This window comes from Kitasatospora sp. NPDC056531 (assembly GCF_042794375.1).
Lineage (GTDB): Bacteria > Actinomycetota > Actinomycetes > Streptomycetales > Streptomycetaceae > Kitasatospora.
On sequence record NZ_JBHTTU010000073.1, the window covers coordinates 8,591 to 34,084 of the forward strand.

20 protein-coding genes and 1 pseudogene are annotated in these 25,494 nt (G+C 72.5%); 10 read left to right on the forward strand and 11 right to left on the reverse strand.

What is annotated here, in order from left to right:
- Positions 1-432 precede the first annotated feature (432 nt).
- Positions 433-1,182, forward strand: coding sequence for a hypothetical protein (locus tag ACFQ87_RS35090; protein ID WP_380614965.1), 750 nt, complete (start codon positions 433-435; stop codon positions 1,180-1,182).
- Positions 1,183-1,371: 189 nt separating this feature from the next.
- Complete coding sequence (locus ACFQ87_RS35095; RefSeq protein ID WP_380614985.1) at positions 1,372-2,148, forward strand: SAM-dependent methyltransferase; 777 nt, start codon at positions 1,372-1,374, stop codon at positions 2,146-2,148.
- A gap of 15 nt (positions 2,149-2,163) precedes the next feature.
- Here ACFQ87_RS35095 and ACFQ87_RS35100 read toward each other — a convergent pair whose 3' ends face one another.
- Entirely contained in the window at positions 2,164-2,820 is a 657-nt protein-coding gene (locus tag ACFQ87_RS35100) for a response regulator (protein ID WP_380614966.1), read from the reverse strand.
- Positions 2,817-4,013, reverse strand: coding sequence for a sensor histidine kinase (locus tag ACFQ87_RS35105; RefSeq protein WP_380614967.1), 1,197 nt, complete (start codon positions 4,011-4,013; stop codon positions 2,817-2,819). Before ACFQ87_RS35105 ends, ACFQ87_RS35100 begins: the two co-directional genes overlap by 4 nt.
- A gap of 125 nt (positions 4,014-4,138) precedes the next feature.
- On the opposite strand from ACFQ87_RS35105, the pseudogene ACFQ87_RS35110 reads away from it, so the two are divergent.
- A pseudogene (locus tag ACFQ87_RS35110) lies at positions 4,139-4,264 on the forward strand (ATP-binding cassette domain-containing protein); the annotation flags it as partial.
- 303 nt (positions 4,265-4,567) lie between these two features.
- Here ACFQ87_RS35110 and ACFQ87_RS35115 read toward each other — a convergent pair.
- Entirely contained in the window at positions 4,568-6,037 is a 1,470-nt protein-coding gene (locus tag ACFQ87_RS35115; protein ID WP_380614968.1) for an MFS transporter, read from the reverse strand.
- 152 nt (positions 6,038-6,189) lie between these two features.
- Here ACFQ87_RS35115 and ACFQ87_RS35120 point away from each other — a divergent pair, with 152 nt between their 5' ends.
- On the forward strand, positions 6,190-8,256 hold the full coding sequence (locus tag ACFQ87_RS35120; protein WP_380614969.1) for an MDR family MFS transporter: 2,067 nt from the start codon (positions 6,190-6,192) through the stop codon (positions 8,254-8,256).
- A gap of 25 nt (positions 8,257-8,281) precedes the next feature.
- Here ACFQ87_RS35120 and ACFQ87_RS35125 read toward each other — a convergent pair whose 3' ends face one another.
- Positions 8,282-10,684 carry a sodium-translocating pyrophosphatase gene (locus ACFQ87_RS35125; RefSeq protein ID WP_380614970.1) on the reverse strand — a complete coding sequence of 801 codons (2,403 nt, stop codon included), beginning with the start codon at positions 10,682-10,684 and terminating at the stop codon, positions 8,282-8,284.
- Between the two features lie 202 nt (positions 10,685-10,886).
- Between ACFQ87_RS35125 and ACFQ87_RS35130 the strand changes: the two genes are divergently transcribed.
- Positions 10,887-11,369, forward strand: a complete 483-nt coding sequence (locus ACFQ87_RS35130) for an inorganic diphosphatase (RefSeq protein WP_380614971.1) — start codon at positions 10,887-10,889, stop codon at positions 11,367-11,369.
- 43 nt (positions 11,370-11,412) lie between these two features.
- On the opposite strand, the gene ACFQ87_RS35135 is transcribed toward ACFQ87_RS35130, so the two are convergent.
- The 4 genes from ACFQ87_RS35135 to ACFQ87_RS35150 form a co-directional block, all read right to left on the reverse strand.
- Positions 11,413-11,799 carry a VOC family protein gene (locus ACFQ87_RS35135; RefSeq protein ID WP_380614972.1) on the reverse strand — a complete coding sequence of 129 codons (387 nt, stop codon included), beginning with the start codon at positions 11,797-11,799 and terminating at the stop codon, positions 11,413-11,415.
- A gap of 9 nt (positions 11,800-11,808) precedes the next feature.
- Positions 11,809-12,429 (reverse strand): cupredoxin domain-containing protein, encoded by a 621-nt coding sequence (locus ACFQ87_RS35140; RefSeq protein ID WP_380614973.1) that lies wholly within the window; start codon positions 12,427-12,429, stop codon positions 11,809-11,811.
- Positions 12,430-12,500: 71 nt separating this feature from the next.
- On the reverse strand, positions 12,501-13,343 hold the full coding sequence (locus ACFQ87_RS35145) for an ABC transporter permease (RefSeq protein ID WP_380614974.1): 843 nt from the start codon (positions 13,341-13,343) through the stop codon (positions 12,501-12,503).
- A gap of 2 nt (positions 13,344-13,345) precedes the next feature.
- Entirely contained in the window at positions 13,346-14,311 is a 966-nt protein-coding gene (locus ACFQ87_RS35150) for an ATP-binding cassette domain-containing protein (protein ID WP_380614975.1), read from the reverse strand.
- Between the two features lie 283 nt (positions 14,312-14,594).
- On the opposite strand from ACFQ87_RS35150, the gene ACFQ87_RS35155 reads away from it, so the two are divergent.
- Genes ACFQ87_RS35155 through ACFQ87_RS35170 form a run of 4 tightly spaced genes read left to right on the forward strand, consistent with a single transcriptional unit; the run spans position 14,595 to position 20,666 of the window.
- Positions 14,595-15,038, forward strand: a complete 444-nt coding sequence (locus ACFQ87_RS35155) for a pyridoxamine 5'-phosphate oxidase family protein (protein ID WP_380614976.1) — start codon at positions 14,595-14,597, stop codon at positions 15,036-15,038.
- 47 nt (positions 15,039-15,085) lie between these two features.
- Entirely contained in the window at positions 15,086-18,136 is a 3,051-nt protein-coding gene (locus ACFQ87_RS35160) for an amino acid adenylation domain-containing protein (RefSeq protein ID WP_380614977.1), read from the forward strand.
- 25 nt (positions 18,137-18,161) lie between these two features.
- Positions 18,162-19,385, forward strand: a complete 1,224-nt coding sequence (locus ACFQ87_RS35165) for a cytochrome P450 (protein ID WP_380614978.1) — start codon at positions 18,162-18,164, stop codon at positions 19,383-19,385.
- 45 nt (positions 19,386-19,430) lie between these two features.
- A complete protein-coding gene (locus ACFQ87_RS35170) occupies positions 19,431-20,666 on the forward strand; it encodes a cytochrome P450 (RefSeq protein ID WP_380614979.1) in 1,236 nt (411 codons plus the stop codon).
- 159 nt (positions 20,667-20,825) lie between these two features.
- On the opposite strand, the gene ACFQ87_RS35175 is transcribed toward ACFQ87_RS35170, so the two are convergent.
- The 3 genes from ACFQ87_RS35175 to ACFQ87_RS35185 all read right to left on the reverse strand — a co-directional run bounded on the left by ACFQ87_RS35175 (position 20,826) and on the right by ACFQ87_RS35185 (position 24,017).
- On the reverse strand, positions 20,826-21,473 hold the full coding sequence (locus tag ACFQ87_RS35175) for a hypothetical protein (protein ID WP_380614980.1): 648 nt from the start codon (positions 21,471-21,473) through the stop codon (positions 20,826-20,828).
- Between the two features lie 186 nt (positions 21,474-21,659).
- Positions 21,660-22,706 carry a TerD family protein gene (locus ACFQ87_RS35180; RefSeq protein WP_380614981.1) on the reverse strand — a complete coding sequence of 349 codons (1,047 nt, stop codon included), beginning with the start codon at positions 22,704-22,706 and terminating at the stop codon, positions 21,660-21,662.
- A gap of 126 nt (positions 22,707-22,832) precedes the next feature.
- A complete protein-coding gene (locus ACFQ87_RS35185) occupies positions 22,833-24,017 on the reverse strand; it encodes a cytochrome P450 (RefSeq protein WP_380614982.1) in 1,185 nt (394 codons plus the stop codon).
- A 69-nt stretch (positions 24,018-24,086) separates the two neighbouring features.
- Between ACFQ87_RS35185 and ACFQ87_RS35190 the strand changes: the two genes are divergently transcribed.
- The gene (locus tag ACFQ87_RS35190; protein ID WP_380614983.1) at positions 24,087-25,391 is read left to right on the forward strand and encodes a pyroglutamyl peptidase; all 1,305 of its coding nucleotides are present in this window, start codon (positions 24,087-24,089) and stop codon (positions 25,389-25,391) included.
- The last annotated feature ends 103 nt before the right edge of the window (positions 25,392-25,494 follow it).

Consider the following 25,494-nt stretch of genomic DNA (forward strand, 5'->3'; position numbering starts at 1 on the left):
CACTGCCCCCCCCGCCACTCCCACCCTGTACTGCCCCTGCTCACTTCCTCCTTACCCCGGGCCCGTCCGTCTGCGGTCAGGCTGGTGCGCGGTCAGGCCGGTGCGGTCGGCCCCAGCGCGGCGAGCGGCGGACGGGCGGCGGTGCGGGTGGCCGGCGGCGACGGCGGTTTCCCCTCGCGCGGCGTGTGGCGCCGCCCCGAGCAGCGCTGGGTGGACCATCCTGGTCGGCGCCGCGCTGGTGGCGCCGCTGTGCGGGCTGCTGCAGCCCACCACAAACCACCTGATCCAGTGGTGGGCCACGAACCTTTGCGGGTACACCAGTTGACGGCCGCTTCCGTGCGGCGGCGCCCTTCGACACCGCCCCACGTGATCCCCCAGCGGCCGGACGATCCGCGGGCCACGGCTGCCCGTACGGTAGGCGAGGAGGCGTCCGTGAGTGACGACCTGCGCAGCGAGAGAACTCCCGACCCCCCACAGCGACAGAGCCTCCAGGACGAACGGACGGTCAGCTTCCTGCGCTTCGGCGTCGGGGCGATCGGCGTCCTGCTGCCGCCGGCGCTGCCGGTCGGCAACTGGTTGGCGGACGAGGTCATGGGGCGCGGCACGGACGGCTTCTGGCCGGCCTCGATGAGCGCCGCGTACTACACCGGGACGCGCAACGTCCTCGTCGGGGCGCTGTGCGCGCTCGGGGTGTTCCTGATCTGCTACCGCTTCGACCGGCGGGACGACCGGTGGAGCACGGCGGCCGGGGTGTCCGCCCTCGTGGTCGCGCTGTGCCCGACGGCGCCGGGGGACCCGACGGAGGTGCAGCGGGTGGTCGGGGTGTTCCATCTGGTCTTCGCCGCCCTGCTGTTCGTGATGCTGGCGCTGTTCTGCCTCTACTCCTTCCGCAATCCGCGCTCGGCGCAGCCGGCCCGGGTCGGCGCGGCCTACCTGGCGGCAGGGGTGCTGATCCTGGTCGCGCTGCTGGCCGCGGCCGTCTGCGGGCTGTCCGGGTTCGGGGCGCACTGGTCGGTGCGGCCGATGTACCTGTGCGAGTGGGTGTCGACCTGGGCCTTCGGTGCGGCCTGGATCGGCGCGGCGGTGGAGCTGGCGGCGGGGCGCGGCGGGCGGGCCGGGTCCGGGGCGCTCCCCCATCAGGCGGTCGGGATCGAGGCGCGGAGTCCGGAGGCCCAGACCTGAGGGTTCGTCATCTCGTCGTACCGGACGACCGTTACCATGCGGACCGAGGACCGCCGCCGTGGCGGCCGGTGACGGATGCCCAACGGCAACGGGAGGGCGAGCATGGCGAACGAGGTCCGGGCCCAGCAGGAATCACAGCAGGGACCGCAGCAGGAACCGCGGCAGGACCACCCCTCGGTGGACCTGCGGATGGACGTACCGCACTCCGCGCGGGTCTACGACTACCTCATCGGCGGCAAGACCAACTTCGAGGCGGACCGGGTCGCCGCGCACGCCTCGGTGCGGGCCTGGCCGTCGCTGCCGGTCTCGATGCGCACCACCCGCGACTTCATGCAGCGTTCGGTGCGCCACCTCACCGAGCAGTACGGGGTGCGGCAGTTCCTGGACATCGGCACCGGCATCCCCACCTCGCCCAATGTGCACGAGATCGCCCAGGCGATCGCCCCCGGGACCCGGGTCGCGTACGTGGACAACGACCCGATCGTACTGAGCCACGCGCGGGCCCTGATGTCCAGCACGCCCGAGGGCCGCACCTGTTACGTGGACGCCGACTTCCGCGACCCGGAGTCGATCATCGCCAACCCCCGGCTGCGCCAGGTGCTCGACCTCTCGCGGCCGGTGGCGCTGTCGCTGATCGCCATCGTGCACTTCGTGCTGGACGAGGACGACCCGCAGGGCATCGTGCGCCGCTTCATGGACGCGCTGGCGCCCGGCAGCTTCCTCGCCCTGACGGTGTTCACCGGCGACACCGACCCGGTCGGGGTGGGTGGCGTCGGCCGGGAGTACAACGCGCGCGGCATCCCGCTGCAGATCCGCGACAAGGCCGAGGCGGAGGCCTTCTTCGAAGGATACGAGCTGCTCGACCCGGGCGTCACCCTGGTCCACCACTGGCGGCCGGACGCCGACGCCCCGGTGGTCCGCGACCAGGACATCGCGATGTACGCGGGCGTGGCGGTCAAGCACTGACGCAGGTGGGCCTGGTCAGCCGGGCACGGAGACCAGGCCCGCCTCGTACGCCAGGATGACCAGCTGCACCCGGTCGCGGGCGTCCAACTTGGCCAGCAACCGGGTCATGTAGGTCTTCACGGTGGCGATGCTGAGCACCAGCTCGGCGGCGATCTCGGTGTTGGACAGGCCCCGGCCGACCAGGGTGAGGATCTCCCGCTCCCGGTCGGTGATCACGTCCAGCCGGTGGGACTCCCGCACCGGCTTGGGCTGCTGGGCCGCGAAGGCCCCGATCAGCCGCCGGGTGACGCTCGGTGCGATGAGCGCGTCCCCGGCGGCAACCACCCGGACGGCGGCGAGGATGTCGTCCAGCGCCATGTCCTTGACCAGGAAGCCGGACGCCCCGGCGCTCAGCGCCGCGTACACGTGCTCGTCCTCGTCGAAGGTGGTGAGCACGACCACCTTCGTCGGCCCGCCGGCCGCGGTCACCCGCCGGGTGGCCTCGATGCCGTCGGTGCCGGGCATCCGGATGTCCATCACCACGACGTCCGGCCGCAGTTCGGCGGCCAGCCGGACGGCCTCGGCGCCGTCGCCGGCCTCGCCGACCACCTCGACGTCCGTCGTCTCGGTGATCACCATCTCCAACGCGGCCCGCACCAGCGGCTGGTCGTCGGCCAGCACCACCCGGATCACGCGGTCTCCCCCTCGGGGAGCGGGATCGGCAGCCGGGCGGCGACCCGGAAGCCGCCGTCCGGGCGCGGCCCGGCGTCGAACTCGCCGTGCAGCAGGGCGACCCGCTCGCGCAGCCCGGCCAGGCCGAAGCCGCTGCCGGGTGCGTCGCCGTGGCCCCGGCCCCGATCGGTGACCTCCACCCGTACCTCCCCCGCTCGGCTGCGGTCGACACTCACCAGGCAGGCGCGCACCCGCGCGTGCCGGACCACGTTGGTCACCGACTCCTGGATGATCCGGAACGCCGAGAGGTCGATCTCCGGTGGTAGCGGCCCCGGTTCACCCGCGCGCCGCACCTCCACCCGCACCCCGGCCGCGGTGGTGGCCACGGCCAGCCGGTCGAGGTCGGCCAGGCCCGCCGGGACGGTGTCGGACACCTCGCCGTCGGCCTGGCGCAGCGCGACCAGCATCCGGCGCAGCGCGGCCAGGGTCTCCCGGCCGGCCGCCTCGATCTCGCCCAGCGCCTGCTTGGCCCGTTCGGGCCGGCGGTCGATCACCCGGCGGGCGGCGCCGGCCTGCAGGGCGACGATGCCGATGCTGTGCGCGACGGTGTCGTGCATCTCGCGGGCGATCCGCAGCCGTTCGGCGGTGACCGCCTCGGCGGCCGCCCGGCCGCTCAAGGTCTCGGCATGCTCCCGGTTCTGCCGCACCGAGCGTCCGGCCAGCCAGGCGACCAGGGCGAGCAGCGCGGCGCCGTCGGCCGAGCCGATGTGGGTGCCGGTGAAGATGCCGACGGTGTTGCCGTGGACCATGCCCATGTGCAGCACCAGGAAGACCGCCGCCACGGCGAAGGCCGCGCGCGAACTGCGGCGCGGGCCACGGGCGGTGATCAGGAACAGCGCGACGTACACCGCCAGCAGCGAGCCCGGTGGGACTTGGGCGTTCGCCGACCAGCCGTCGGTCTCCGTCCAGGTGGCGATCAGCAGCACGACGACCGAGAGCACCGGCAGCCGGCGCACCAGCGCGGCGCCGACGAAGGCGATCGCGGTGTCGCCCAGGGTGAAGGCCAGGCCACCGTGCAGGGCGGCGCCGTGCTGCAGCCGTTCGGTGGCGCCGAGCAGCACGGCGGGGTAGGCGGCGGCCACGCACCAGGCGAGGGCGACCCAGGCCTCGGGCTGGACGCGCCGCAGCAGCGGGGGCGTCGGTGTCTCGGGCATGGTTCAAGATCGTAACGACGGGGTCGGGCGCCGTCATCCAACCGTGGTTGTACGACCGGGGCCGACCCGCGGTGTCGACACCGGTCCGATGTGGCGGCCGGGCCTCCCCCGGCACCGTGGTGCCCGTGATCGAAGTCATCGAACTGACCAAGCGCTACGGCCGCCGCACGGCCGTCGACCGCCTCACCTTCACCGTCCGCCCCGGCCGGGTCACCGGCTTCCTCGGCCCCAACGGCGCGGGCAAGTCCAGCGCGGGCGCGGCGGTGGGCACCGTGGTGGTGCTGTTCTTCCTCCCCTCCTTGGTCACCGAGCGCTACCGCTGGACCGCCGACGTGCTGCACGCCCTGCCCTTCCCCGCCTGGCAGCGCCTGGCCCGCACCACGCTGACAGGCCTGCGGCCCACCGAGTACCCGGCCACGGTCGCGGGCTCCTGGACCACCTACGCGGTGTGGTCGCTCGCCTCGGTGGTCATCGCGGCGGTGGTGATCCAGCGCCGGGACCACTGACGGCGCGGTTGCCGCCCGGTCGAACCTCGCCGTCACGACAGCCGGGCCCTATGCCCGCCGGCCCGCCACCTCGTCCGCCAGCGCCACCAGCAGCGCCATCAGGATCAGGCCCCCCGCCACCGCGACGCCCAGTTGGAAGGCCAGCGCCCAGTCCGGGTGGCGGCCGCCGGCGTGGGCGAAGAAGACCGAGCCGACCACCGCGATGCCGACCGCCGAGCCGACCCGCTGGGCGGTCTGCAGCACACCGCCCGCGCTGCCCGCGCGGGCGAGCGGGACGTACTGGAGGGTGAGGGTCTGGTTCGGAGAGATCACCAGGCCGCTGCCCACCCCGGCGACCAGCAGCGGGCCGACCGTCGCCCAGCCCACCGAGGAGCCCGACCACAGCTGCACCGCCAGGGCCGAGGCCAGCAGGCCGAGCAGCACCAGCAGCAGCCCCGCCACCACCAGCCGCCGCCCGAGCCGACTCACCAGCCGGCCGCCGACCGCCGCCGCCACCCCCGAGCCGAGCGCGAAGGGGGTGACCGCCAGGCCCGCCGTCAGCGCCGAGTAGTGCAGGCCCACCTGGAGGTACAGCGTGAAGATGAAGAAGATCGCGGTGAACCCGGCGAAGTACACCAGCGACAGCAGCACCCCCGCCGCGTACGGGCGCACCGCGAACAGCGCCATGCTCACCAAGGGCTCGCACCGCCGCGCGTAGTACCGCTCCCAGCCGACGAAGGCCGCCAGCAGCGCCGCCGCGAGCGGCAGCAGCAGCCAGCGCACCGAGCCGTGCCACTGCTGCGCCTGGACGAAGGGCAGCAGCAGCGCAACCGTCCCGGCGCCGAGCAGCAGCACGCCGACCGGGTCGAAGTCGCGGTGCCCGGCCCGCCCTGCGGTCGGGCGGGGCGCCGGGAGCAGCCGGTAGCCGATCGGCAGTGCGGCGGCGCCGATCGGCAGGTTGACCAGGAACACCCAGCGCCAGCCGTCCTGCGGGCCGAACAGGTGGATCAGCAGGCCGCCGAGCAGCGGTCCGACGGCGGTGGACAGCCCGATGGTCGCGCCGAGCGCACCGAAGGCCCGGCCGCGCTCGGCGCCCTGGAACAGGATCTGGATGAAGCCGGACACCTGCGGCACCAGCACACCGCCGGCCGCGCCCTGGATCAGCCGGGCCAGCACCAGCCACTCCTGGTTCTGCGCCGCCCCGGCCAGGGCACTGGCCGCGGTGAACAGGGCGAGCCCGGTCAGGAAGACGGCCCGTCGGCTGCGGGCGTCGCCGAGCCGCCCGGCCGGGACGAGCACCAGGCCGAAGGCGAGCGCGTAGCCGCTGAGCACCCACTGCAGGCCGCTGTCGGACATGTGCAGCCCGGCCCGCACGGTCGGCAGGGCGACGTTCACGATGCTGACGTCCAGCAGGGTCATGAACCCGGCGACCAGGCAGACCGTGAGCGCCCGCCAGCGCCGTGCCTCGGCCCGCCCGCCGACGGCGGAGGCGCCGGGCGGCTCGGGGTTCACGGCGTTGCGGGAGGACTGGGCGATCATGGGAACCCCTTCCCGGTGTCCGGGGGGAGCCGGCTCGGCCCATCGTCGCCCGGCCCGCACCGCGCCGCCACCCGGGCCCGGGAGCGGGTCTCCACTCACCCGTACGGCCGAACCGGATCGCGACCGGCCCGTACCCGCCGGAGGCTGGCGGCATGACTGTCGCCAGCGAGACCCAGCCCTCCGCCCCGCCGGTGCTCGACGTACGGCAGCGGAACGTCGTCTTCGGCACCATCGTGCTCGGCATCCTGCTGGCCGCCCTGGACCAGACCATCGTCGGCACCGCGCTGCCCACGATCGTCGCGGACCTCGGCGGGGCCTCGCACATGTCCTGGGTGGTGACGGCCTATCTGCTGGCCGAGACGGTGGCCACCGTGCTGGCCGGAAAGTTCGGCGACCTGTACGGGCGCAAACTGCTGTTCCAGGTCTCGGCGATCGTCTTCATCACCGGCTCCTTCCTGTGCGGCCTGGCCACCGACATGATCCTGCTGATCGCCTGGCGGGCGGTGCAGGGCATCGGCGCGGGCGGGCTGATGGTGACGGCCATGGCGCTGATCGCGGACGTCATCCCGCTGCGCGAGCGCGGCAAGTACCAGGGCGCGATCGGCGCGGTGTTCGGTCTGGCCACGGTGATCGGGCCGTTGCTGGGCGGGCTGTTCACCGACCACCTGTCCTGGCGCTGGGCGTTCTACGTCAACGTGCCGATCGCCGTCCTGGTGGTGGCCGCGGCCGCCCGGACCATCCCGTCGGTGCGCTCGGCGGTGCGGCCGGTGATCGACTACCTGGGGATCGCGCTGGTCTCGGTCGGCGCCAGCGCCCTGATCCTGGCGACCAGTTGGGGCGGCAACCAGTACGCCTGGGGCTCCGGGGTGGTCATCGGCCTGTTCGCGGGCGGCGCGGTGGCGCTCGGGCTGTTCTGCTGGGTGGAGACCCGGGCGGTCGAACCGATGCTGCCGATGCGGCTGTTCCGCAACCCGGTGTTCGCGGTCTGCTCGGTGCTCAGCTTCATCGTCGGCTTCGCGATGCTCGGCGCGCTGACCTTCCTGCCGACCTTCCTGCAGTACGTGGACGGCGACTCGGCGACGGTCTCCGGCGTGCGGATGCTGCCGATGGTGATCGGCCTGCTGATCGCCTCCATCGCCAGCGGCAACGCGGTCAGCAAGACCGGCCGGTACCGGGTGTTCCCGATCGTCGGCACCCTGGTGATGGCCCTCGGCCTCTACCTGCTCTCCCGCCTCCGACCCGGCACCGGCACCGCGCTGGCCTCCTTCTACATGTTCGTGCTCGGCGTCGGCATCGGGCTGAGCATGCAGGTGCTGACCATCGCCGTGCAGAACACCGTCGACTACACGGACCTCGGCACCGCCACCTCCGGGGTGACCTTCTTCCGCACCATCGGCAGCTCCTTCGGCACCGCCGTGTTCGGCACCGTCTACGCCAACAGCCTCAAGACCCGACTGGCCGAGGGCATCGCCTCCGCCGCCCGGCTCACCGGCGCCGACCCGGCCGTGCTCGCCCGCGCCGCCGAGAGTCCGCAGGGCCTGCACCGGCTCCCCGCCGCCCAGGCCGCGCCGATCGTCCAGGCGTACTCCGACGCCCTGCACACCGTGTACCTGTGGTCGATCCCGGTGGCCGTGGTCGGCTTCGTGGTCGCGCTGTTCCTCAAGCAGGTGCAGCTGCGCGACACCGCCCGGGCCGGCTCCACCGACATGGGCGAGGGCTTCGGCCAGCCGACCACCAGCGACTCCGACCCGCACCTGGAGTACGCGGTCTGCACGATCGTGCGCGGCGTGGACCTGGACACCGTACGGACGATCGTCGGCGGCGCCGACACCCGGGTGGACCTCGCCGGGGCCTGGGCCCTGATGGAGGTGGCCGGCCACACCAAGGCCCTCGGGCACGCCTCCCTCGACCTGATCGCCGCCCGCAGGCGGGTGCCGCCCGAAGTGCTGGAGCCCGTCTTCGACCGGATGACCGCCCAGGGCTACCTCACCCGCGACGGCGACCGGTTCACCCACACCGAGGCCGGCGTCAGCGAGGTGCGGGCCCTCGCCCGCGCCTGGTCGGGCTGGCTCAACGACCGCCTGGACGCCGACGCCGGCCGCCCGCGCAGCCCCGAGCTACGCACCGCGGCGGACGCCATCGCCTGGCGCCTGCTGGTCGAGGACCTCGCCAACGGCCTTCCGGCGCACGTCCGTTCCGAGGACGGCGCGAAGGTCTGAGGCACGGCCGGCGCGGTCCGGCGCCTCACCGGACGGGCGCGGGCTCCTCCGGCGCGCGGGTGCCGGTGGGCGTTTCGTCGGCGCCGACGGCGATGCCCCGGCGCTTGGAGATCCACACGGCGAGGACGACGACGGCCAGGGCCAGCAGGGCGATGGCCAGCCGGAGGCCGAGGTTGGCATGCGGACCGAAGCTGAGTTTGACGATCGCCGGCGCCACCAGGAGGGAGACCAGGTTCATCACCTTCAGGAGCGGGTTGATGGCCGGTCCGGCGGTGTCCTTGAAGGGATCGCCCACGGTGTCGCCGATGACGGTGGCTTCGTGCGCGGGGCTGCCCTTGCCGCCGTGGTGACCGTCCTCGACCAGCTTCTTGGCGTTGTCCCAGGCGCCGCCCGAGGTGGCCAGGAAGACGGCCATCAGGGTGCCCGCGCCGATCGCTCCGGCCAGGTAGGAGCCCAGTGGGCCGACGCCGAGCAGGAAACCGAGGGCGATCGGGGTCAGCACGGCGAGCAGGCCCGGGGTGACCAGTTCGCGCAGCGCGTCGCGGGTGCAGATGTCCACCACCCGGCCGTACTCGGGCCGCTCGGTGCCGTCCATGATGCCGGGCCGGGTCCGGAACTGGCGCCGGACCTCGAAGACGACCGCGCCGGCGGAGCGCGAGACGGCGTTGATCGCCAGACCGGAGAAGAGGAAGACGACGGCGGCGCCGGCCAGCAGGCCGACCAGGTTGTCGGGCTGGTCGATGGCCAGGCTCAGGCTCGAACCGTGGGCGGCCGGGCCGATCTGTTCCTCGGCGGTCGCGATGGTGTCGGTGTAGGAGCCGAACAGCGCGGTGGCGGCGAGCACCGCGGTGGCGATGGCGATGCCCTTGGTGATCGCCTTGGTGGTGTTGCCGACGGCGTCCAGTTCGGTGAGCACCTGGGCGCCGGCGCCGGTGATGTCTCCGGACATCTCCGCGATGCCCTGGGCGTTGTCGGAGACCGGGCCGAAGGTGTCCATCGCGACGATCACACCGACGGTGGTCAGGAGTCCGGTCCCGGCCAGCGCGACCGCGAACAGGGACAGGATCAGCGAGCCGCCGCCGAGCAGGAAGGCGCCGTAGACGGCGGCTCCGATGGCCACGGCGGAGTACACAGCCGATTCCAGACCGAGCGCGACACCGGAGAGCACCACGGTGGCCGGCCCGGTCAGCGAGGTCTTGCCCACGTCCCGCACCGGGCGGCGGGTGGTCTCGGTGAAGTAGCCGGTCAGTTGCTGGATGACGGCGGCCAGCACGATCCCGATGGCCACCGCGGCCAGGGCGAACACCCGCGGGCTGCCCGCGTGCCGGGTGATCTCGGCGGACACCCCGTGCAGACCGGAGAAGCGGGCCGGGAGGAACGCGAAGACCGCGCCGGCCACCAGGGCGAGGGACACCACGGCGGAGGCGAAGAAGCCGCGGTTGATGGCGGTCATCCCGCTGCGGTCCGTGGGCCGCGGGGAGACCATCTGGATGCCCAGGACCGCCGTGAGCACCCCGATGGCGGGCACCACCAGGGGGAAGGTCAGCCCGTTGTCGCCGAAGGCGGCTCTGCCCAGGATCAGCGCGGCGACCAGGGTCACGGCGTAGGACTCGAACAGGTCGGCCGCCATCCCCGCGCAGTCGCCCACGTTGTCACCCACGTTGTCGGCGATCGTCGCCGCGTTGCGTGGATCGTCCTCGGGGATCCCCTGCTCGACCTTGCCCACCAGGTCCGCGCCCACGTCCGCGGCCTTGGTGAAGATCCCACCGCCCACCCGCATGAACATCGCCAGCAACGCCGCTCCGAAGCCGAAGCCCTCCAGCACCTTCGGCGCGTTCGCCTGGTAGATCAGCACCACCGTCGCCGCCCCCATGAGGCCCAGCCCCACGGTGAACATCCCCACCACCCCACCGGTGCGGAAGGCGATCCGCATCGCCCGGTGCGACACCCTTCGCACGATCGATGCCGCGGTGGGCCCCTCCCAGGACTCCACGGCCGGGACCGGCGCCGTCCCCGCCCGGGCCGCCGCCGCCACCCGAACATTGCTGCGCACCGCGAGCTGCATCCCGACGTACCCCGTCGTCGCCGAGAAGGCCGCCCCGACCAGGAAGAACACCGAACGCCCGATCCGCTGCCCCCAGTTGTCCGCCGGCAGCAGCAGAAGCACGAAGGGCACCACCCCTGCGAAGACGCCCAGGGTGCGGAACTGGCGTCTCAGGTAGGCGTTCGCACCCTCCTGAACCGCCCCGGCGATCCGCCGCATCGTCTCGGTGCCCTCGTCCGCGGCCAGGACCTGGCGGGCGAACGCCCCGGCCACCACCAGGGCGCCCGCCCCGACCACCGCGACGATCACCAGCAGCGTTCGGCCCGACCCGGTCAACACGGGCGCGGCCGCAACGGACGCGCCCGCATGAAAGATCCCAGCCATTCCGTGCTCCTTGACGTCGTGTCTGGGGCGTCAGGTGCGCGAATTCGCCGCCCGGGAACCGTCAGACCGAGGCTAACCCCGGGGGCTGGAGGTCTCCACGGGGGTTAGGGCAATCGCGTGCCCGGCATGCGACGGCGGGTGATCCCCTCGAAGATGGTGGAGCCGACGCCGTCGGACGCCACGGATCGCGAAGGAGAGCGACATGGACTTCGAGGTGATCGTCGAGATCCCGCAGGGATCACGGAACAAGTACGAGATGGACCATGCCGCCGGACGGATCCGCCTGGACCGGATGCTGTTCACGGCCACCCGCTATCCGGCGGACTACGGGTTCATCGAGGACACCCTCGGCGGGGACGGTGACCCCCTCGATGCCCTCGTCCTCGTCGACGAGCCCACCTTTCCCGGATGCGGCATCACCTGCCGCGCCATCGGCATGTTCGTCATGACCGATGAGAAGGGTCCGGACGAGAAGATCCTCTGCGTGCCCGCCCACGACCCCCGCTTCACCCGTCTGCAGGACATCGACGACATGCCCCGGCACGACCTGAACGAGATCACCCACTTCTTCGAGGTCTACAAGGATCTCGAACCCGGAAAGTCCGTCGAGGGCTCCCACTGGGCGAACAAGGCCGAAGCCTACGCCGAGATCGCGGCCTCACGCTCCAGAGCCGCCGCCCGGTAGACCCGCGCCACGACCCCTCGACCTCCAGCGACCCGACGTGACGTCAGGATCCGCTGCCGTAGGGCCTGGTGATGACTTCCAGGCCGTGGCCGGACGGATCCCGGAAGTAGACGCCGCGGCCGCCGTCGTTGTGGTTGATCTCGCCGACCCGCTGCATGCGCGGGTCGGCGTAGAACTCGATGCCACCCTGCTGGATCCGGGCGAATATGCCGTCGAACTCCGCCTCCGAGACCAGGAACGCGTAGTGCTGCGGGGCGAGGAGCTCGGGATCGGCGGTGGCGAAGTCGAGGGTGACTCCGTTCGCAGTGACGAGTGGCAGGAACGGGCCCCAGGCCGCGCCGAGTTCGAGGCCGAGAATGCCGGCCGCGAACTCGGCGGACTCCTGCCGGTCACGGGCGAGGACGATGGTGTGGTTCAGCTCGACGGGCATGGTGGTGACCTACTGCACCACGACCGTGCCGTGCATGAAGGGGTGGATCGAGCAGATGTACGCGTATGTCCCGGGCGTGGTGAAGGTGTAGCTGTACGAGGCCCCCTGGTTCAGCGGCGCGGAGGCGAGCGGGCCGGAACCGGTACTGGTCACCGTGTGCACGTCGGAGTCGTTGTTGGTCCAGGTGACAGTGGTGCCCGCGCTGACCGTGAGTGTGCCGGGCGCGAACGCGAAGTTCGCTATGGTGACCTGCTGCGCTCCGGCGGCCGGGGCCATGGGCACGGCCGTCAGGACCGTCTGCGACACCGCGGACGCGGTGACCCCGTGCGATTGTGCGGCCGCCGGGCCCCCGGCGCCGAGCGCGCCGAGCCCCGCGGCGACCACAGCGGCCACCAGGGGTCTCGCGATCCGACGGCGCGCATTGTCGTTGCTCTTGATGTTCCTGCGTGATGTCTCAGTCATGATGCCCACCCGACGTGTGTTGGCTTTACGCAGGGCCTTCTTCAGCGTATCCCCGCGCCGCGGGATGGACATCTCAGCGGCCGGTGAGGCCGGCGAGCACGGTTTTCGCAGGTCAGTCAGCTGCTGCTCGACGCGAATGGTCCCGTTCCGGAAGCCGATGTGCTTCAACTCCAGGCCGAGGAGCTCCCCTTGGCGCCGCGGCGGGGCCCTCGTGCCGCGGCACGGGCTCGCACTCCCGCTCAGCCGACCGCGTTTCGGTACTTGCGCACCGACAGCCAGGAGAACAGCCCCAGGATCAGTAGCGACCAGAGCACGGACGCCGCGACCGGATGCCGCATCGGCCAGGCGTGCGCGCCGTCGACCCCCGGGTTGCCGAACAGGTCCCTGCATGCCTGGACGGTGGCGCTGAACGGGTTCCAGTAGGCAATCGCCTGCAGCCGGCCCGGCAAGGTGTTCACCGGCACGAACGCGTTGGAGAGAAAGGTGAGCGGGAAGAGCCAGATCAGGCCCGCCGAGGTGGCCGCCTCCGGGCTGCGCACCGACAGGCCGATCAGCGCCCCGATCCAGGAGAAGGCGTAGCCCAACAGGAGCAGCAGCAGGAAGCCGACCAGCGCCTCAAGCACCCCGTGGTGCACCCTCCAACCCACCAGCAGCGCCACGATCGCCAGCACCAGCAGGACGAAGGCGCTCTGCACCGCGTCGGCCAGGGTCCGCCCGCTGAGCACCGCTGAGCGCGCCATGGGCAGCGCGCGGAAGCGGTCCACCAGCCCCTTGGTCATGTCCTCCGCGATGCCGGCGGAGGCCCCGGCCACTGCGAAGGTGACCGTCTGGGCGAAGATCCCCGCCATCAGGAACTCCCGGTAGCCGCCACCCGGCACCTTGATCGCGCCGCCCAGCACGTACGAGAAGAGCAGCACGAACATCACCGGCTGCAACAGCCCGAAGACCACGATCTCCGGCATCCGGGTCATCCGGCGCAGGTTCCGCCGGGCGACCACCCAGGAGTCGCGCGCCGTCCGGACGACGACGCCGCGCGGCCGCCGCATCGTGCCTCCCCCCGTGTCGGTGGTGACGACCGCCATGGTCATGCGTCCTTTCCCGGGTCGGTCTCCTCGGCCGCGTGGCCGGTGAGGGAGAGGAAGACGTCGTCGAGGGTGGGCCTGCGCAGGCCGATGTCGTCGATGACGATGTCCTGCCCGTCCAGCTCACGGATGACGTCGGCGAGCACCAGGGCGCCCCCGCTCACCGGCACGGTGATCCGCCGGGTGTGCCGCTCCACGCTGAGCCGGTCCTCGCCGTACGGGGTGAGCGCCGCCACGGCCGCGCCGATCAGCTCCTGCTCGTGGACCACCACTTCCACCCGCTCCCCGCCGATCCTGGCTTTGAGGTCGTCCACCGAACCGCGTGCGATCACCCGGCCGTGGTCGACCACGGCGATGCCGTGCGCCAGCCGGTCGGCCTCCTCAAGGTGCTGGGTGGTGAGCAGCAGGGTGGTGCCCTCCGTCACCAGTGTCTCGATGACCTCCCACAGCGCCAGCCGGTTGCGCGGGTCCAGACCGGTGGTGGGTTCGTCGAGGAACATCACCGGAGGCCGCACCACCAGTGCGGCCGCCAGGTCGAGCCGACGGCGCATACCGCCGGAGTAGGTCTTGGCCAGCCGGTCGGCCGCCTCGGCGAGGTCGAACCACTCCAGCAGCTCCCGGGCGCGCGCCTTGGCGGCCCCGGTCCGCATCTGGTAGAGCTCGCCGACCATCCGGAGGTTCTCCCGGCCGGTGAGGTACTCGTCAACCGCCGCGTACTGGCCGCAGAGGCCGATCAGGCTGCGGACCCGGCCGGGTTCCTTGAGCACGTCCACCCCCGCGACGTGAGCGCTGCCCGCATCGGGCCGCACCAGGGTGGTGAGCACCCGCACCGTGGTGCTCTTGCCGGCTCCGTTGGGGCCGAGCAGGCCCAGCACCGTCCCCTCCGGCACGTGGAGATCGACCCCGTCCAGGGCCCGTACGTCGCCGAAGGTCTTCACCAGGCCCTCGGCTCGGATGCCTGCCCTCATGCGCCTCTTCCTTCTGCCGGTGAGCTACCGGACGAGTACGACGGCCACTGCTGACAGCGGGCTTCTCAATTGTGCTGTCCGACGAGGGGAACGGCCCGGTGGCCCACACGCACCTCGGGGCGTCCCGGTGCGCAGCCGCCCGGAATGCGACTTGCCCCGGAGTGATGAAAACCTGGAAGAGGGCCTGGCCCGGCCCGGCTGAGCCGCCGGGTTCACCCTGCGCACCAGACTCAACACCGTATGCGTTCTCTGCCGAATCGAGGCGGTCCCAGTGGATCTCAGGATGTCGGTCGAAGACCGGGAGGAGTTCCTCGCCGGCCTGCACGTGGGAGTCCTCGGGGTGGACGACCCGCGTGACGGTGGTGGGCCGTTGCTGGTCCCGCTCTGGTACTCCTACCGGCCCGGTGGGCTGGTGACGATCGAGACCGGCCGGGAGACGCTGAAGGCCCGGCTCATCCGCAGCGCGGGCCGGTTCAGCCTCTGTGCGCAGGACGAGTCCGCACCCTACCGCTACGTCAGCGTGGAGGGGCCGGTGGTGGCCGTCGAGGATCCACTGCCGCCGACCGAGCGCGAGGAGCTGGCCCGCCGGTACCTGGACGCGGACACGGCGACCGCGTACCTGGCGGCCAATCAGCGGCAACTGGCCGACGACATCCTCATCCGGATGCGGCCCCGGCGATGGCGGAGCATCGACTTCGCCGCCTTCGCCAGGGAGTTCGAGCAGTAGCTCTCCCGCGCCGGGTACTTCATGCGCAGCAGAGACGAGACATCCCGATGGACCCTCAGGCAAGAACGCATCAGGTGGCGGCGGGCGAGGTCGAGACGGTCCGGTATCCGCGTGATCGCTGTCTCCACGAGCTGTTCGACGCCCGGGCGGCCGACCGCCCGCAGGCCACCGCCTGCGTCCAGCACGGTCGCGGCATCAGCTACGGCGAGCTCAGGATCCGCTCCGACGCGCTGGCCGCCCGGCTGCACGATTCCGGTGTGCGGCACGGCGACAAGGTCGGAGTGTGCGGGGCGCGGTCACCGGAAGCACTGGTCGCCTTCCTGGGCATCCTCAAGACCGGCGCGGCGTACGTTCCGCTCGACGACGCCTCACCGCCCGCGCGTCTGCAGGCGATGGCCGAGGACGCGGGGGTGCACACCCTCGTCATGCTGCCCGGCGGTGTCCGCCGCATCCGGCGCGTGCGTGCCCGCGTCGACCTGGGCGGCCTGGCACCGACGGCTCCGGTCGCGGTACCGCGGGTCCGGGTGCTTCCCACGGACTGCGCCTACGTGATGTTCACCTCCGGCTCGACCGGCCGTCCCAAGCCCGTGGCGATCCCGCACCGCGGAGTCGTCCGGTTGGCCGCCTCCGACCTGGTCCGGCAGCGGCCGCGGCCCGGTGAACGGGTGCTGCACGCCTACGGCATCTCCTCGGACGCCTCCGCGATCGAGATCTGGCCCGCACTGCTCGCCAACGCCTGCATCGTGATCGCCGACCAGGAGGAGCTGCTGTCACCGGCCGCTCTGGAGTCACTGTTGCTCTCCGAGCGGGTCAGCATCGCCTATCTGACCACCGGGGTGTTCCACCACATCGCACGCACCAGGCCGTCGGCACTGCAGTCCCTGCGGTTCGCCTCGGCCGGGGGCGAGGTGATGGACGCGGAGCTGGCCCGCGCGATCCTGGCGGCCTGCCCGAACACCAACGTGGTCAACTTCTACGGTCCGACGGAGAACAGCGTGGTCTCCACCGCACACCTCGTGCACGATCTGCCTCCCGAGGTGACGGCCGTGCCGATCGGCCGCCCGCTGGAGAACTCCACGTGTCACGTGCTGCGCGCGGACGGCACCCTCGCAGACGCCGGTGAGGAAGGTGAGCTCCTCGTCGGCGGAGACGGACTCGCCCTGGGGTACCTCGGCGATCCCGAGCTGACCGCCGAGCGCTTCGTCGACAACTTCGTCGAACCCGGGACACGTCTGTACCGCACCGGCGACCGGGTGGTCTGCCGCCCGGACGGCGTACTGGAGTACCGGGCCCGGGCGGACCGGCAGATCAAACTGCGCGGGCACCGCATCGAGCTCGACGAGATAGAGGCGCGGCTGCGGGCGAACGATGCGGTGGGCGAGGCCGTCGTCGAACGGGACGGCGACACCCTGATCGGATACGTGACACCGGCCCGCCCAGGTCAGACGCTGTCGCTGGACCGCATCCGCGGCGGTCTCGCGACGTGGCTGCCCGCAGCCGCGGTGCCCTCGCGGCTGGTGGAGGTCGCGCGATTCCCGGTGACCGCGGCCGGCAAGGTCGACCGGCGCCGGTTACGCGCGCAGGCGGCGACCGAGACGGCCGCCACCCCGGTGACGGTCGAGGGCCTCGGGACCGGTCCGCAGGACACCCTGGCGCGGATCTGGCAGGTGGTGCTGGGTGTGCACCCGGCACCGGATGACAGCTTCTTCGACATCGGCGGCGACTCGCTGCTGGCAGCCGAGGTCGTCACCCGTACGCTGACCGCCTTCGACCTCGACGCCCGACACGGCCGCACCCTGGTCCACAGTCTGCTGCGCTCCCCCGCCTTGGAGGACTTCACCGGCGCCGTCGCCACCCTCAAGGACCGGCACGGCGGGGCGCTGGCCGACCCGGGCCCGGTGGACTTCCGCGCCGAGGCGCGGCTGGGCTTCACCCTGCCACCGCAACGCGGGCCGGAGCCGGACTGGCGGCACCCTCGGGAGGTGCTGCTCACCGGCGCTTCCGGCTTCGTCGGCGCCTTCCTGCTCACTGCGCTGCTGCGCCGTACCGACGCCCGGGTGCACTGCCCGGTGCGAAGCCGAAACCGCGCCCACGCCCGGCAGAAGGTGACGCGAAACCTGGCCCGCTTCGGCCTCGCCGCCACCGAAGCGGCCCACCGCATCGTCTCCTTCCCCGCCGACCTCGCCGAGCCCGGTCTCGGTCTCGAACCGGGCCACGCCGACGAGCTCGCCGACGCCCTGGACCTGGTGATCCACTCGGCCGCGCAGGTCAACTTCCTCTATCCGTACGACGCGCTGCGCCGCACCAACGTGGAGGGCACCAGGGAGCTCATCCGGCTGGCGGCCGGGCGCGGGGTGCCGGTGCACTTCCTCTCCACCATCGCGGTGCTGGCGGGCTTCGGAGCCGCGGGCGTACGACACGTCGACGAGGACCTGCCGCTCGACCACGCCGACGGGCTCACCATGGGCTACGCGGAGAGCAAGTGGGTCGCCGAGGAGGTGCTGCGCAACGCCGCGGACCAGGGCCTGCCGGTGGCGATCTACCGGCCGTACGAGATCACCGGTGACCGGCACACCGGCGCCTGCAACACCGACACCGCGATCTGCTCGCTGTTCAAAACGATCAGCGAGACCGGGCTGGCCCCCGACATCCCGCTGCCGCTGGACTTCGTCCCGGTGGACTACCTCGCCGACGCGGTGGTGCACGTCGCCACGGCGGGGCGCGCCACCCGCCGGACCTACCACCTGACCAACCCCCGCGCGGCGAGCCTGCGCGACATGCTCGACCGGATGGACGCCCACGGCCATCGGATTCGCCGGCTCCCCTACGACGAGTGGGTGGGCGAACTCGTCCGCCATGTCGCGCAGCACCCCACGAGCCCCACAGCCCCCTTCGTCTCGCTGTGCGTGGACCGCTGCAAGCAGGCCGACATGTCCGTCAAGGAGATGTACTTCGAGGGCACCTTCCCGACCGTGGGGCGGGCCAATGTCGAGCGTGACCTGGCCACCGCGGGCCTGGGCTGCCCTCCGGTCGACGCGGAGCTGCTGGACCGCTACCTGGAGTACTTCTACGCCAGCGGCTACATCGAACGCCCGTAGCCGGAGCACCCGAAGGAGAGCGAGCGTGACCGCACGGCCACCCGGTGCGCGGGGACCCGGCCCCGAGGCGGATGTCCTGGACTTCCCGCTCCCGCCGCCGGGCACCATGGGGCCCCCCGAGGAGGCCGCGCGGCTGCGCGCGACGTGCCCGCTGGCCAGGGTCAGGATGCCGATGGACGCGACCGCCTGGTACGCCACGCGGTACGAGGACGTCCGGAAGCTGTTCGCGGACTCCCGGCTGATCAGACCGACCATCAACGACTGGCCGTCCCGCCCCGGGCAGCCCGCGGACGACGGGCCGCGCCTGGTCACGATCGCCGAACTCGACGGCCCCCGACACGCGGCCCTGCGCCGCGCCCTGGCCGAGCCGTTCAGCGCCCGGGCCGTACGGCACCGGCTGCCGCGCATCCGCCGGCTCGCCGAGCAGCTGCTGCGGGCGTTCCAGGAGGACGGCCGGCCCGGCGATCTGGTCGCCGGCTTCACGGACCCCTTCCCCCTGCTCGTGCTGTGCGATCTGGTGGGTGTCCCCTTCGGGGACCGGGACCGGTTTCTTCCGGTCCTGGAGGAGGCCCTCAGCGCGATGGTGACCTCGCAGGAGGGACGCCGGGTCACCGACCTGCTGCACGAGTACGTGGCCGGACTGATCACCCTGAAGCGAAACCGGCCGGGCGACGACGTCCTGACCTCACTGGTCCGCCAGTGCGACGACGGAGTTCTGGGCCATGACGACGTGATGGCCTTCGGGCTGTCCATGCTCACCGTCGGCTTCGGTATCAGCGGCTTCTTCCTGGCCGATACGGTGCACATCCTGCTGGGCCGGCCGGACCTGTGGGCACTCCTGCGCGACGACCGGACGATGATGCCCGGCGCGGTGGAGGAGTTCCTGCGCTACATGCCGGTGATGAACGGCACCGTGATCCTCCTGGCGACCGAGGACGTCGAGCTGCACGGGCAGAGGATCCACAAGGGCGAAGCCGTCATCCCCGTGCCCGCCTCCGCCAACCGCGACGAGCGGATCTTCGCCGACGCCGACCGGCTCGACCTGAGCCGGACCGGAAGCGGCCATCTCGCTTTCGGCCGGGGGACCCACAACTGCCTCGGCGCCCACCTGGCACGCGCCGAACTGACCGTGGGGCTGGAGGCGCTGCTCGACCGCTTCCCACGACTGCACCCGGCCGAAGGACAGGAACCCACCTGGGATGACGAATCCGTGACCAAGTCACCGCTGACCCTCCCGGTCAGCTGGTGAGGCCTCCGCACTCGGCCACCTCACACGCATCCAGGGAGAACGAAGGTGAGCAGCCCACCGCCGGAACCCGTCCATGACACGCCCGTCATCGACATGCCCCTCCCGCCGCCCGGCACCATGGGGCCGCCCACGCAGTACGGGTGGCTGCGCCGGGAGTGCCCGCTGACGCGGGTCCGGCTGCCGTTCGGCGCCACCGCCTGGTACGCCACCCGGTACGAGGACGTCCGGGACCTGCTCGCGGACCCCCTGCTGATCAGGCCGACCATCAACGACTGGCCGCCCCGGCCCGACCGGGCCGCCGACGACGAACCGGGCCTGATCACGATGATGGAACTGGACGGCCCCCGGCATGCGGCCCTGCGCCGCGCCCTGGCCGAGCCGTTCAGCATCCGTGCCATCCGCCGTCGGCTGCCGCGCCTGCGTCGGTCGGCCGACCGGCTGCTGGACGAGTTCGTGGCCGCTGGACAGCCCGGTGACCTGGTCGGCGGCTTCCTGGAGCCCTTTCCGCTCCAAGCCATGTGTGACCTGGTGGGCATCCCCTACGAGGACCACGGGTACTTCCTGCCCAGGGCGGACGCCGCGCTGGGGGCGCTCATCACCCTGGACGAGGGCCGCCAGGTCACCTCCCAGCTGCGCGGGTACATCTCGGCGCTGCTCGACCGTAAGCGCCGCGAGCCCGCGGACGACATCCTCACCGAGCTGGTCCACGCGTGCGGGCGCGACACCCTGGACGGGGAGAGCGTGGTGACCTTCGGGCTCTCCATGCTGGTCGCCGGCTACCGGACGAGCACCATGTTCCTGGCCGACGCCGTGGTGGCCCTGCTGGCCGTACCCGGCCAGTACGCCCGGCTGCGCGACGACCGCGGCCTCCTGCCGGGCGCGGTGGAGGAACTCCTGCGGTACGTACCGGTCATGAACGGTGTCGTGGTCCTCCAGGCCGTCGAGGACATCGAGCTGCACGACCGGAGGATCCACGCGGGCGACGCCGTGCTGCCGGTCCTCGCCTCGGCCAACCGCGACGAGCGTGTGTTCTCCGATCCCGACCGGCTCGACCTGTGCCGATCGGACAACCCTCACCTCGCCTTCGGCCGCGGAGCGCACAACTGCATCGGCGCACACCTGGCACGGGCCCAGCTGACCGTGGGCCTCGCGGCGCTCTTCGACCACTTCCCCGACCTGCACGTGCCCGATGGCCACCACCCCACCTGGGACGACGAATCCCCGAGCAAGTCACCGCTCACCCTCCCCGTCAGCTGGCGCGCCACCACCGCTGCCGCATAGGAGGGACCAGCCGGTCGGTCACGGCGGCGACCTCGTCGAGCGCGTCGACCACCCGGTGGAGCGGCACCCCAGCGCGCCCGGGAACGCCGGGGATCACCCGGGAACGCCGACGGCCGCACGACGCGCTTGCGTCGTGCGGCCGTTCGGGCCTGGGACCGGTCAGTCCTCGTCGAACTCCTCGTACTCCTCGCGCAGGTTCTCCAGCAGCCCCACCCAGAGGTCCGACTTGTCCGGCCCCTGGCCCAACTGCGCCACCAACGCCTCGAATTCGTCCAGCGCTGCCTGCGCGTCGCCGTTGACGATCCGCTCCTCGAAGCCGGCCAGCAGCCCCAGCGCGCCGATCACCTCGGGCAGCGAGTCGGCCGCCCAGCCGCCGTGACCCCGCCCGGTGGTCCAGCCGTCCGAGTTGTAGATCTCGACGACGCCGCACTCGGCGTCGACCATCAGGTGCCAGTCGTCGAACTTGCCGACGCAGTAGGCCAGGCCCGCCGGGGAGTCGTCCTCGGGGTCACGGGCGTACAGCTCGTCGGTGTCCGCCTCCCACATACCGCGCTCGGGCAGGTCCGCCGAGTCGTAGCCGACGAAGTCCAGCTCGACGGCCGGGATGCCGACCTCGGCCAGGAACGCCCGGGCCGCGCCCGACTCCAGCCCCGCGGGCAGCGTCTCGGGCCGCCACAGCGTGCCCTCGCCGAAGCGGGACTCCAGCCAGGCCGCCGTGGGGTTCCTGGCGGCGGCCAGCAGTTCGGCGTGCGGCCCGTCGGCCACGTCCGCGGCATCGGTGGCGGCGGTCGCGTCGGTCGCGGTCATCAGTACATCTCCCCCGGTCAGAGCGGCGCAAGGGCCCCATTCAAGCGCACCGCACCGACCGCAGGTGTCACCGGGTCAGCTCCTCACGGACAGGACGGCCGGGGAGCCTACGACGGGAGGCGCCGACCGGAACCGGCACAGCGGTTCCGGCCGGTCGGAGGAGGACCGTCCCGGAAGAACGATCTCCTAGAAGAACGAGTCGTCATCGTCCTCGTAGTAGTTGTTGACGACCACATGGGGCTCGTCGTCGCTCAGCGCCTCGTTGAGCAGCATGCCGCCGACCAGGCCGGCCGCGCCCGCGCCGATCATCGCGCCGGTGCCGAAGCGCCGGCCCTGGTCCTGCTGGCCGGGCACCTGCGGGCGGCCCTGCTGCACAGGCTGGACCTGCTGGACCTGCTGCGGGTAGCCGGCCTGCGGCGGGGTGTAGAACGGCGGGACGGTGGTCTGCACCCGCTGGGCACAGGCGGCGCAGGTCTCGACCTGGCGCGGCACGCCCCACTGCGGCTGCCACAGCACGGCGGTCGAGCCGTAGCCGTGCGAGGGGTCGAAGAAACACGTCACGGGGGAACTCCCTGTTGCTGGCTGGGTCTTCGGAACGGCGGGCGCCACGGCGGGGGCGGCCGGCACGGCGGGGACGGGAGCCGGGGCGGGCGTCGGCGCGGCGGCGGGTGCGGGCTGCAGCACGTCGACGCCGAAGTCCGCGGCGATGCCCGCGAGCCCCGAGGCGTAGCCCTGTCCGACGGCGCGGAACTTCCAGTCCGCGCCGTGCCGGTAGAGCTCGCCGAACACCATCGCCGTCTCGCTGCCCGCCTCCGGCCGCACGTCGTAGCGGGCCACCTCGGTGCCGCCGTCCACGTCGCCGAGCCGGATGTACGCGCCGCGGACCTGCCCGAAGGTCTGCCGCCGCTGCGCCGCGTCGTAGATCGCCACCGAGAAGACGATCTTCTCCACGTCGGCGGCGACCTCGGCGAGCCGGACCTCGATCCGCTCACGGTCGTCACCGCCGCCGGCGCCGCCCTGGTGGCGGACCGATCCGTCCGGGCTCTGCAGGTTGTTGAAGAAGACGAAGTGCTGGTCCGTGAGGACCTTCCCGGACGCCCCGCAAAGCAGCGCGCTGGCGTCCAGGTCGTACCCGTCGCCGGCCGTCCAACCGAGGCCCACCCGGACCACCCGCAGCCCGGGGGCCTGCTTGCCCAGGGAGACGTTGCCGCCCTTCGTCAGGGCCACACTCATGGGGTTTCCTCCACCACCGTCCGAAACACGCTGTTCGACCACGACAACGCTGTCGAGACCGAGCCGGTTCCCGGCCGTCGCGTCAAGGCCGCGTCGGCGCCGCGCCGGTACCCGCCGGTGCCGCGGTCAGTACCGCACCGGGAGTTCCAGCAGGCCACGGGCCCGCATGGTGGGCCGGTGGCGCAGCTGCCCGACCGGGACGTCCAGGGCGAGGTCGGGGAAGCGGCGCAGCAGCGCGGTCAGCGCGAGGGAGGTCTCCATCCGGGCCAGCGGGGCGCCCAGGCAGTAGTGGATGCCGTGGCCGAGGGCGAGGTGGCCGTTCTCACTACGGCGCAGGTCGAGCCGGTCGGGGTCGGTGAACTGCTCGGGGTCGCGGTTGGCGGAGGCGACCGAGAGCAGCACGGTCTCCCCGGCCGGGACGGTGACGTCGCCGATGGTGACGTCCTCGCGCGGGAAGCGGCGGATGGACAGCGGGGCGGGGCCGTCGAAGCGGGCGAACTCCTCGACGGCGCTCGCGATCAGCTCGGGCTCGGCACGCAGGGCGGCGAGCTGCTCGGGGTGGGTGAGCAGGGCGAGGACGGCATTGGCGATCAGGTGGACGGTGTTCTCGTAGCCGGCGAAGAGGATCAGGAAGGCGAGCGAGGTCAGCTCGTCCTCGCTCAGGCGGTCCTGTTCGTCGCGGACCGTGATCAGGTCGGAGAGCAGGTCGTCGGCCGGTTCGGTGCGCTTGCGCTCGATCAGGCCGGTGAAGAAGCCGAGCATCGACTTCACGGCGGCGCGGGTCTGCTCGGGGCGGGCCGGGTCCGGGGTGATCAGGGTGTCGGTCCAGGAACGGAAGTCGAGCCGGTCGTCCTCGGGGACGCCGAGCAGGTCGCAGATGACCGTGATCGGTAGCGGCGCGGCGTAGTTGGCCAGCAGGTCGGTGCGACCCAACGGCTCGATGGTGTCGAGGAGTTGCTCGGCGACCCGCTCGATCGGCGCGCGCAGGGCGGCGACCCTGCGCGGAGTGAAGGCCCGGGAGACGAGGCGGCGGACCCGGGTGTGGTCCGGCGGGTCCATGTTGAGCAGGTTGGCGTCCAGCGCGGGCGGCAGCGAGAAGCCCTTGTAGTTCCCGGGCGCGGCGTGCGCCTTGTCGAGGGCGAGCCTGGGGTCGGCGAGCGCCTGACGGACGTCCGGGTAGCGGGTCACCAGCCAGACGGGCAGCCCGTCCGGGCCGACGATCCGTCGGACGGGCGCTTCGGCGCGCAGCTTGACGTAGGCGCCGTACGGGTCGGCGATCAGGGACTTCACGGTCGGGTCAAGGGGTGTCACCCGCCCAGCCTACGGGTACCGGACGGGCGCTCTGGCGGGGCGTCAGACCGGCACTTATTGTCGGTGGACATGACACAGCTTCGCCGTGCCACCGGACGTACCGCCCGCCGCTACGCCCACCGTGCAGGACGCGCCGCCACCCTGACCGCCGCCCTCGCCGGGACGCTCGCCGCCCTGCTGGCCCCGGCCACCGCCCACGCCGAACGGGCCGGCTGCCGGTCCGTCACCAACGCGCCCGTGGAGGCCGAACAGGCCCGCCTCCAGGACGCCCGGACCGCCACCTTCACCGAGCACTCCGGCTTCGACGAGCTGCTCGCCGGCTTCCCCGCCGCGCTCTGCGCCGCCCGGAACGCCCACCGCGCCGAGCGGGTGGTGGACGCCTGGGGCCGGGCGCTCTGGCAGGCCGGCGTCGACCGCGCCCAGGGCCGCCGACCGGCCGGCCCACTGCCCGCCCGCGACGACCGGCCGCTGTACTGGACCAGGCTCGCCATGACCGTCCAACTCGCGAGCTGGCAGCCGAAGTTCGACATCAACTACGCCGACCTGCGGGCCCGCTTCGAGGACGCCTCGCGCGGCCTGGACGACGGCTTCAGCAGCGACCCCGGCATCCGGCGGATCTTCGTCAGCGGCTTCGACCCGTACGGCCTGGACACCGAACCGCGCCGCGCCAACCCCTCCGGCGCGGCAGTCCTGCACCTGCACGGACAACGGATCACCCTCGCCGACGGCAGCACCGCCGAGGTCCGGGCCGTCGTCCTGCCGGTGCGCTACGACGACTTCGACGACGGCATCGTGGAACGCGCATTCGGCCCGCACCTGGTGCCCGGCGCCCAGTCAGCCGACCTGATCACCAGCATCAGCCAGGGCTACCCCGGCAAGTTCACCCTGGAGGCCTGGGCCGGCCGCGCCCGCTCCGCCGACCCGGCCACCGACAACGTGGGCGCCCTCTCCGGCGGCACCCGCGACCACCCGGTCGACGCCCCGGGCCTGGCCGACGGCCCCCAGTTCATCCACACCACCCTTCCCACCGACGCCATGACGGCCGTCCAGCAGCCCTACCCGGTCCTGCTCAACACCCCCGTCACCGAGATCCCCGAGGGCGCCACCACCCCCGTCACCCGCCCCGGCGGCCCCACCCCCGGCTCCCGCGCCGTCGCCGGAGGCGGCGGAGGCTACCTCTCCAACGAGGTCGCCTACCGGTCCAACCGCCTCCGCCTCGACCTCGCCCCCGACCTCCCCGGCGGCCACCTGCACACCCCGGTCCTCACCGGACTCCCGACGGACCAGTCGCAGGTCACCTCGCCGGAGTTCGAGCGGAACGAGGCCGCGATCTCCGACCAGGTCGGCGCGATCCTGCGCAGCGCCCGGCTCTGAGGAGCGGCGGCGCGGCGGCGCGGCGGCGCGGCGGCGCGGCGGCGCGGCCGAAGGGGGGCGCACCCGGCTCCGATCCGCCCGGCCCGCCGGACCGCGGCGGGCC

Bases quoted from the DNA above. Each gene is read 5' to 3' on its own strand.
- ACFQ87_RS35155 (WP_380614976.1), top strand. From the start codon at position 14,595: ATGTCGGTCGAAGACCGGGAGGAGTTCCTCGCCGGCCTGCACGTGGGA.
- ACFQ87_RS35125 (WP_380614970.1), bottom strand. From the start codon at position 10,684: ATGGCTGGGATCTTTCATGCGGGCGCGTCCGTTGCGGCCGCGCCCGTG.
- ACFQ87_RS35120 (WP_380614969.1), top strand. From the start codon at position 6,190: ATGACTGTCGCCAGCGAGACCCAGCCCTCCGCCCCGCCGGTGCTCGAC.
- ACFQ87_RS35135 (WP_380614972.1), bottom strand. From the start codon at position 11,799: ATGCCCGTCGAGCTGAACCACACCATCGTCCTCGCCCGTGACCGGCAG.
- ACFQ87_RS35180 (WP_380614981.1), bottom strand. From the start codon at position 22,706: ATGAGTGTGGCCCTGACGAAGGGCGGCAACGTCTCCCTGGGCAAGCAG.
- ACFQ87_RS35175 (WP_380614980.1), bottom strand. From the start codon at position 21,473: ATGACCGCGACCGACGCGACCGCCGCCACCGATGCCGCGGACGTGGCC.
- ACFQ87_RS35160 (WP_380614977.1), top strand. From the start codon at position 15,086: ATGGACCCTCAGGCAAGAACGCATCAGGTGGCGGCGGGCGAGGTCGAG.
- ACFQ87_RS35150 (WP_380614975.1), bottom strand. From the start codon at position 14,311: ATGAGGGCAGGCATCCGAGCCGAGGGCCTGGTGAAGACCTTCGGCGAC.
- ACFQ87_RS35190 (WP_380614983.1), top strand. From the start codon at position 24,087: ATGACACAGCTTCGCCGTGCCACCGGACGTACCGCCCGCCGCTACGCC.
- ACFQ87_RS35130 (WP_380614971.1), top strand. From the start codon at position 10,887: ATGGACTTCGAGGTGATCGTCGAGATCCCGCAGGGATCACGGAACAAG.
- ACFQ87_RS35145 (WP_380614974.1), bottom strand. From the start codon at position 13,343: ATGGCGGTCGTCACCACCGACACGGGGGGAGGCACGATGCGGCGGCCG.
- ACFQ87_RS35095 (WP_380614985.1), top strand. From the start codon at position 1,372: ATGGACGTACCGCACTCCGCGCGGGTCTACGACTACCTCATCGGCGGC.
- ACFQ87_RS35115 (WP_380614968.1), bottom strand. From the start codon at position 6,037: ATGATCGCCCAGTCCTCCCGCAACGCCGTGAACCCCGAGCCGCCCGGC.
- ACFQ87_RS35105 (WP_380614967.1), bottom strand. From the start codon at position 4,013: ATGCCCGAGACACCGACGCCCCCGCTGCTGCGGCGCGTCCAGCCCGAG.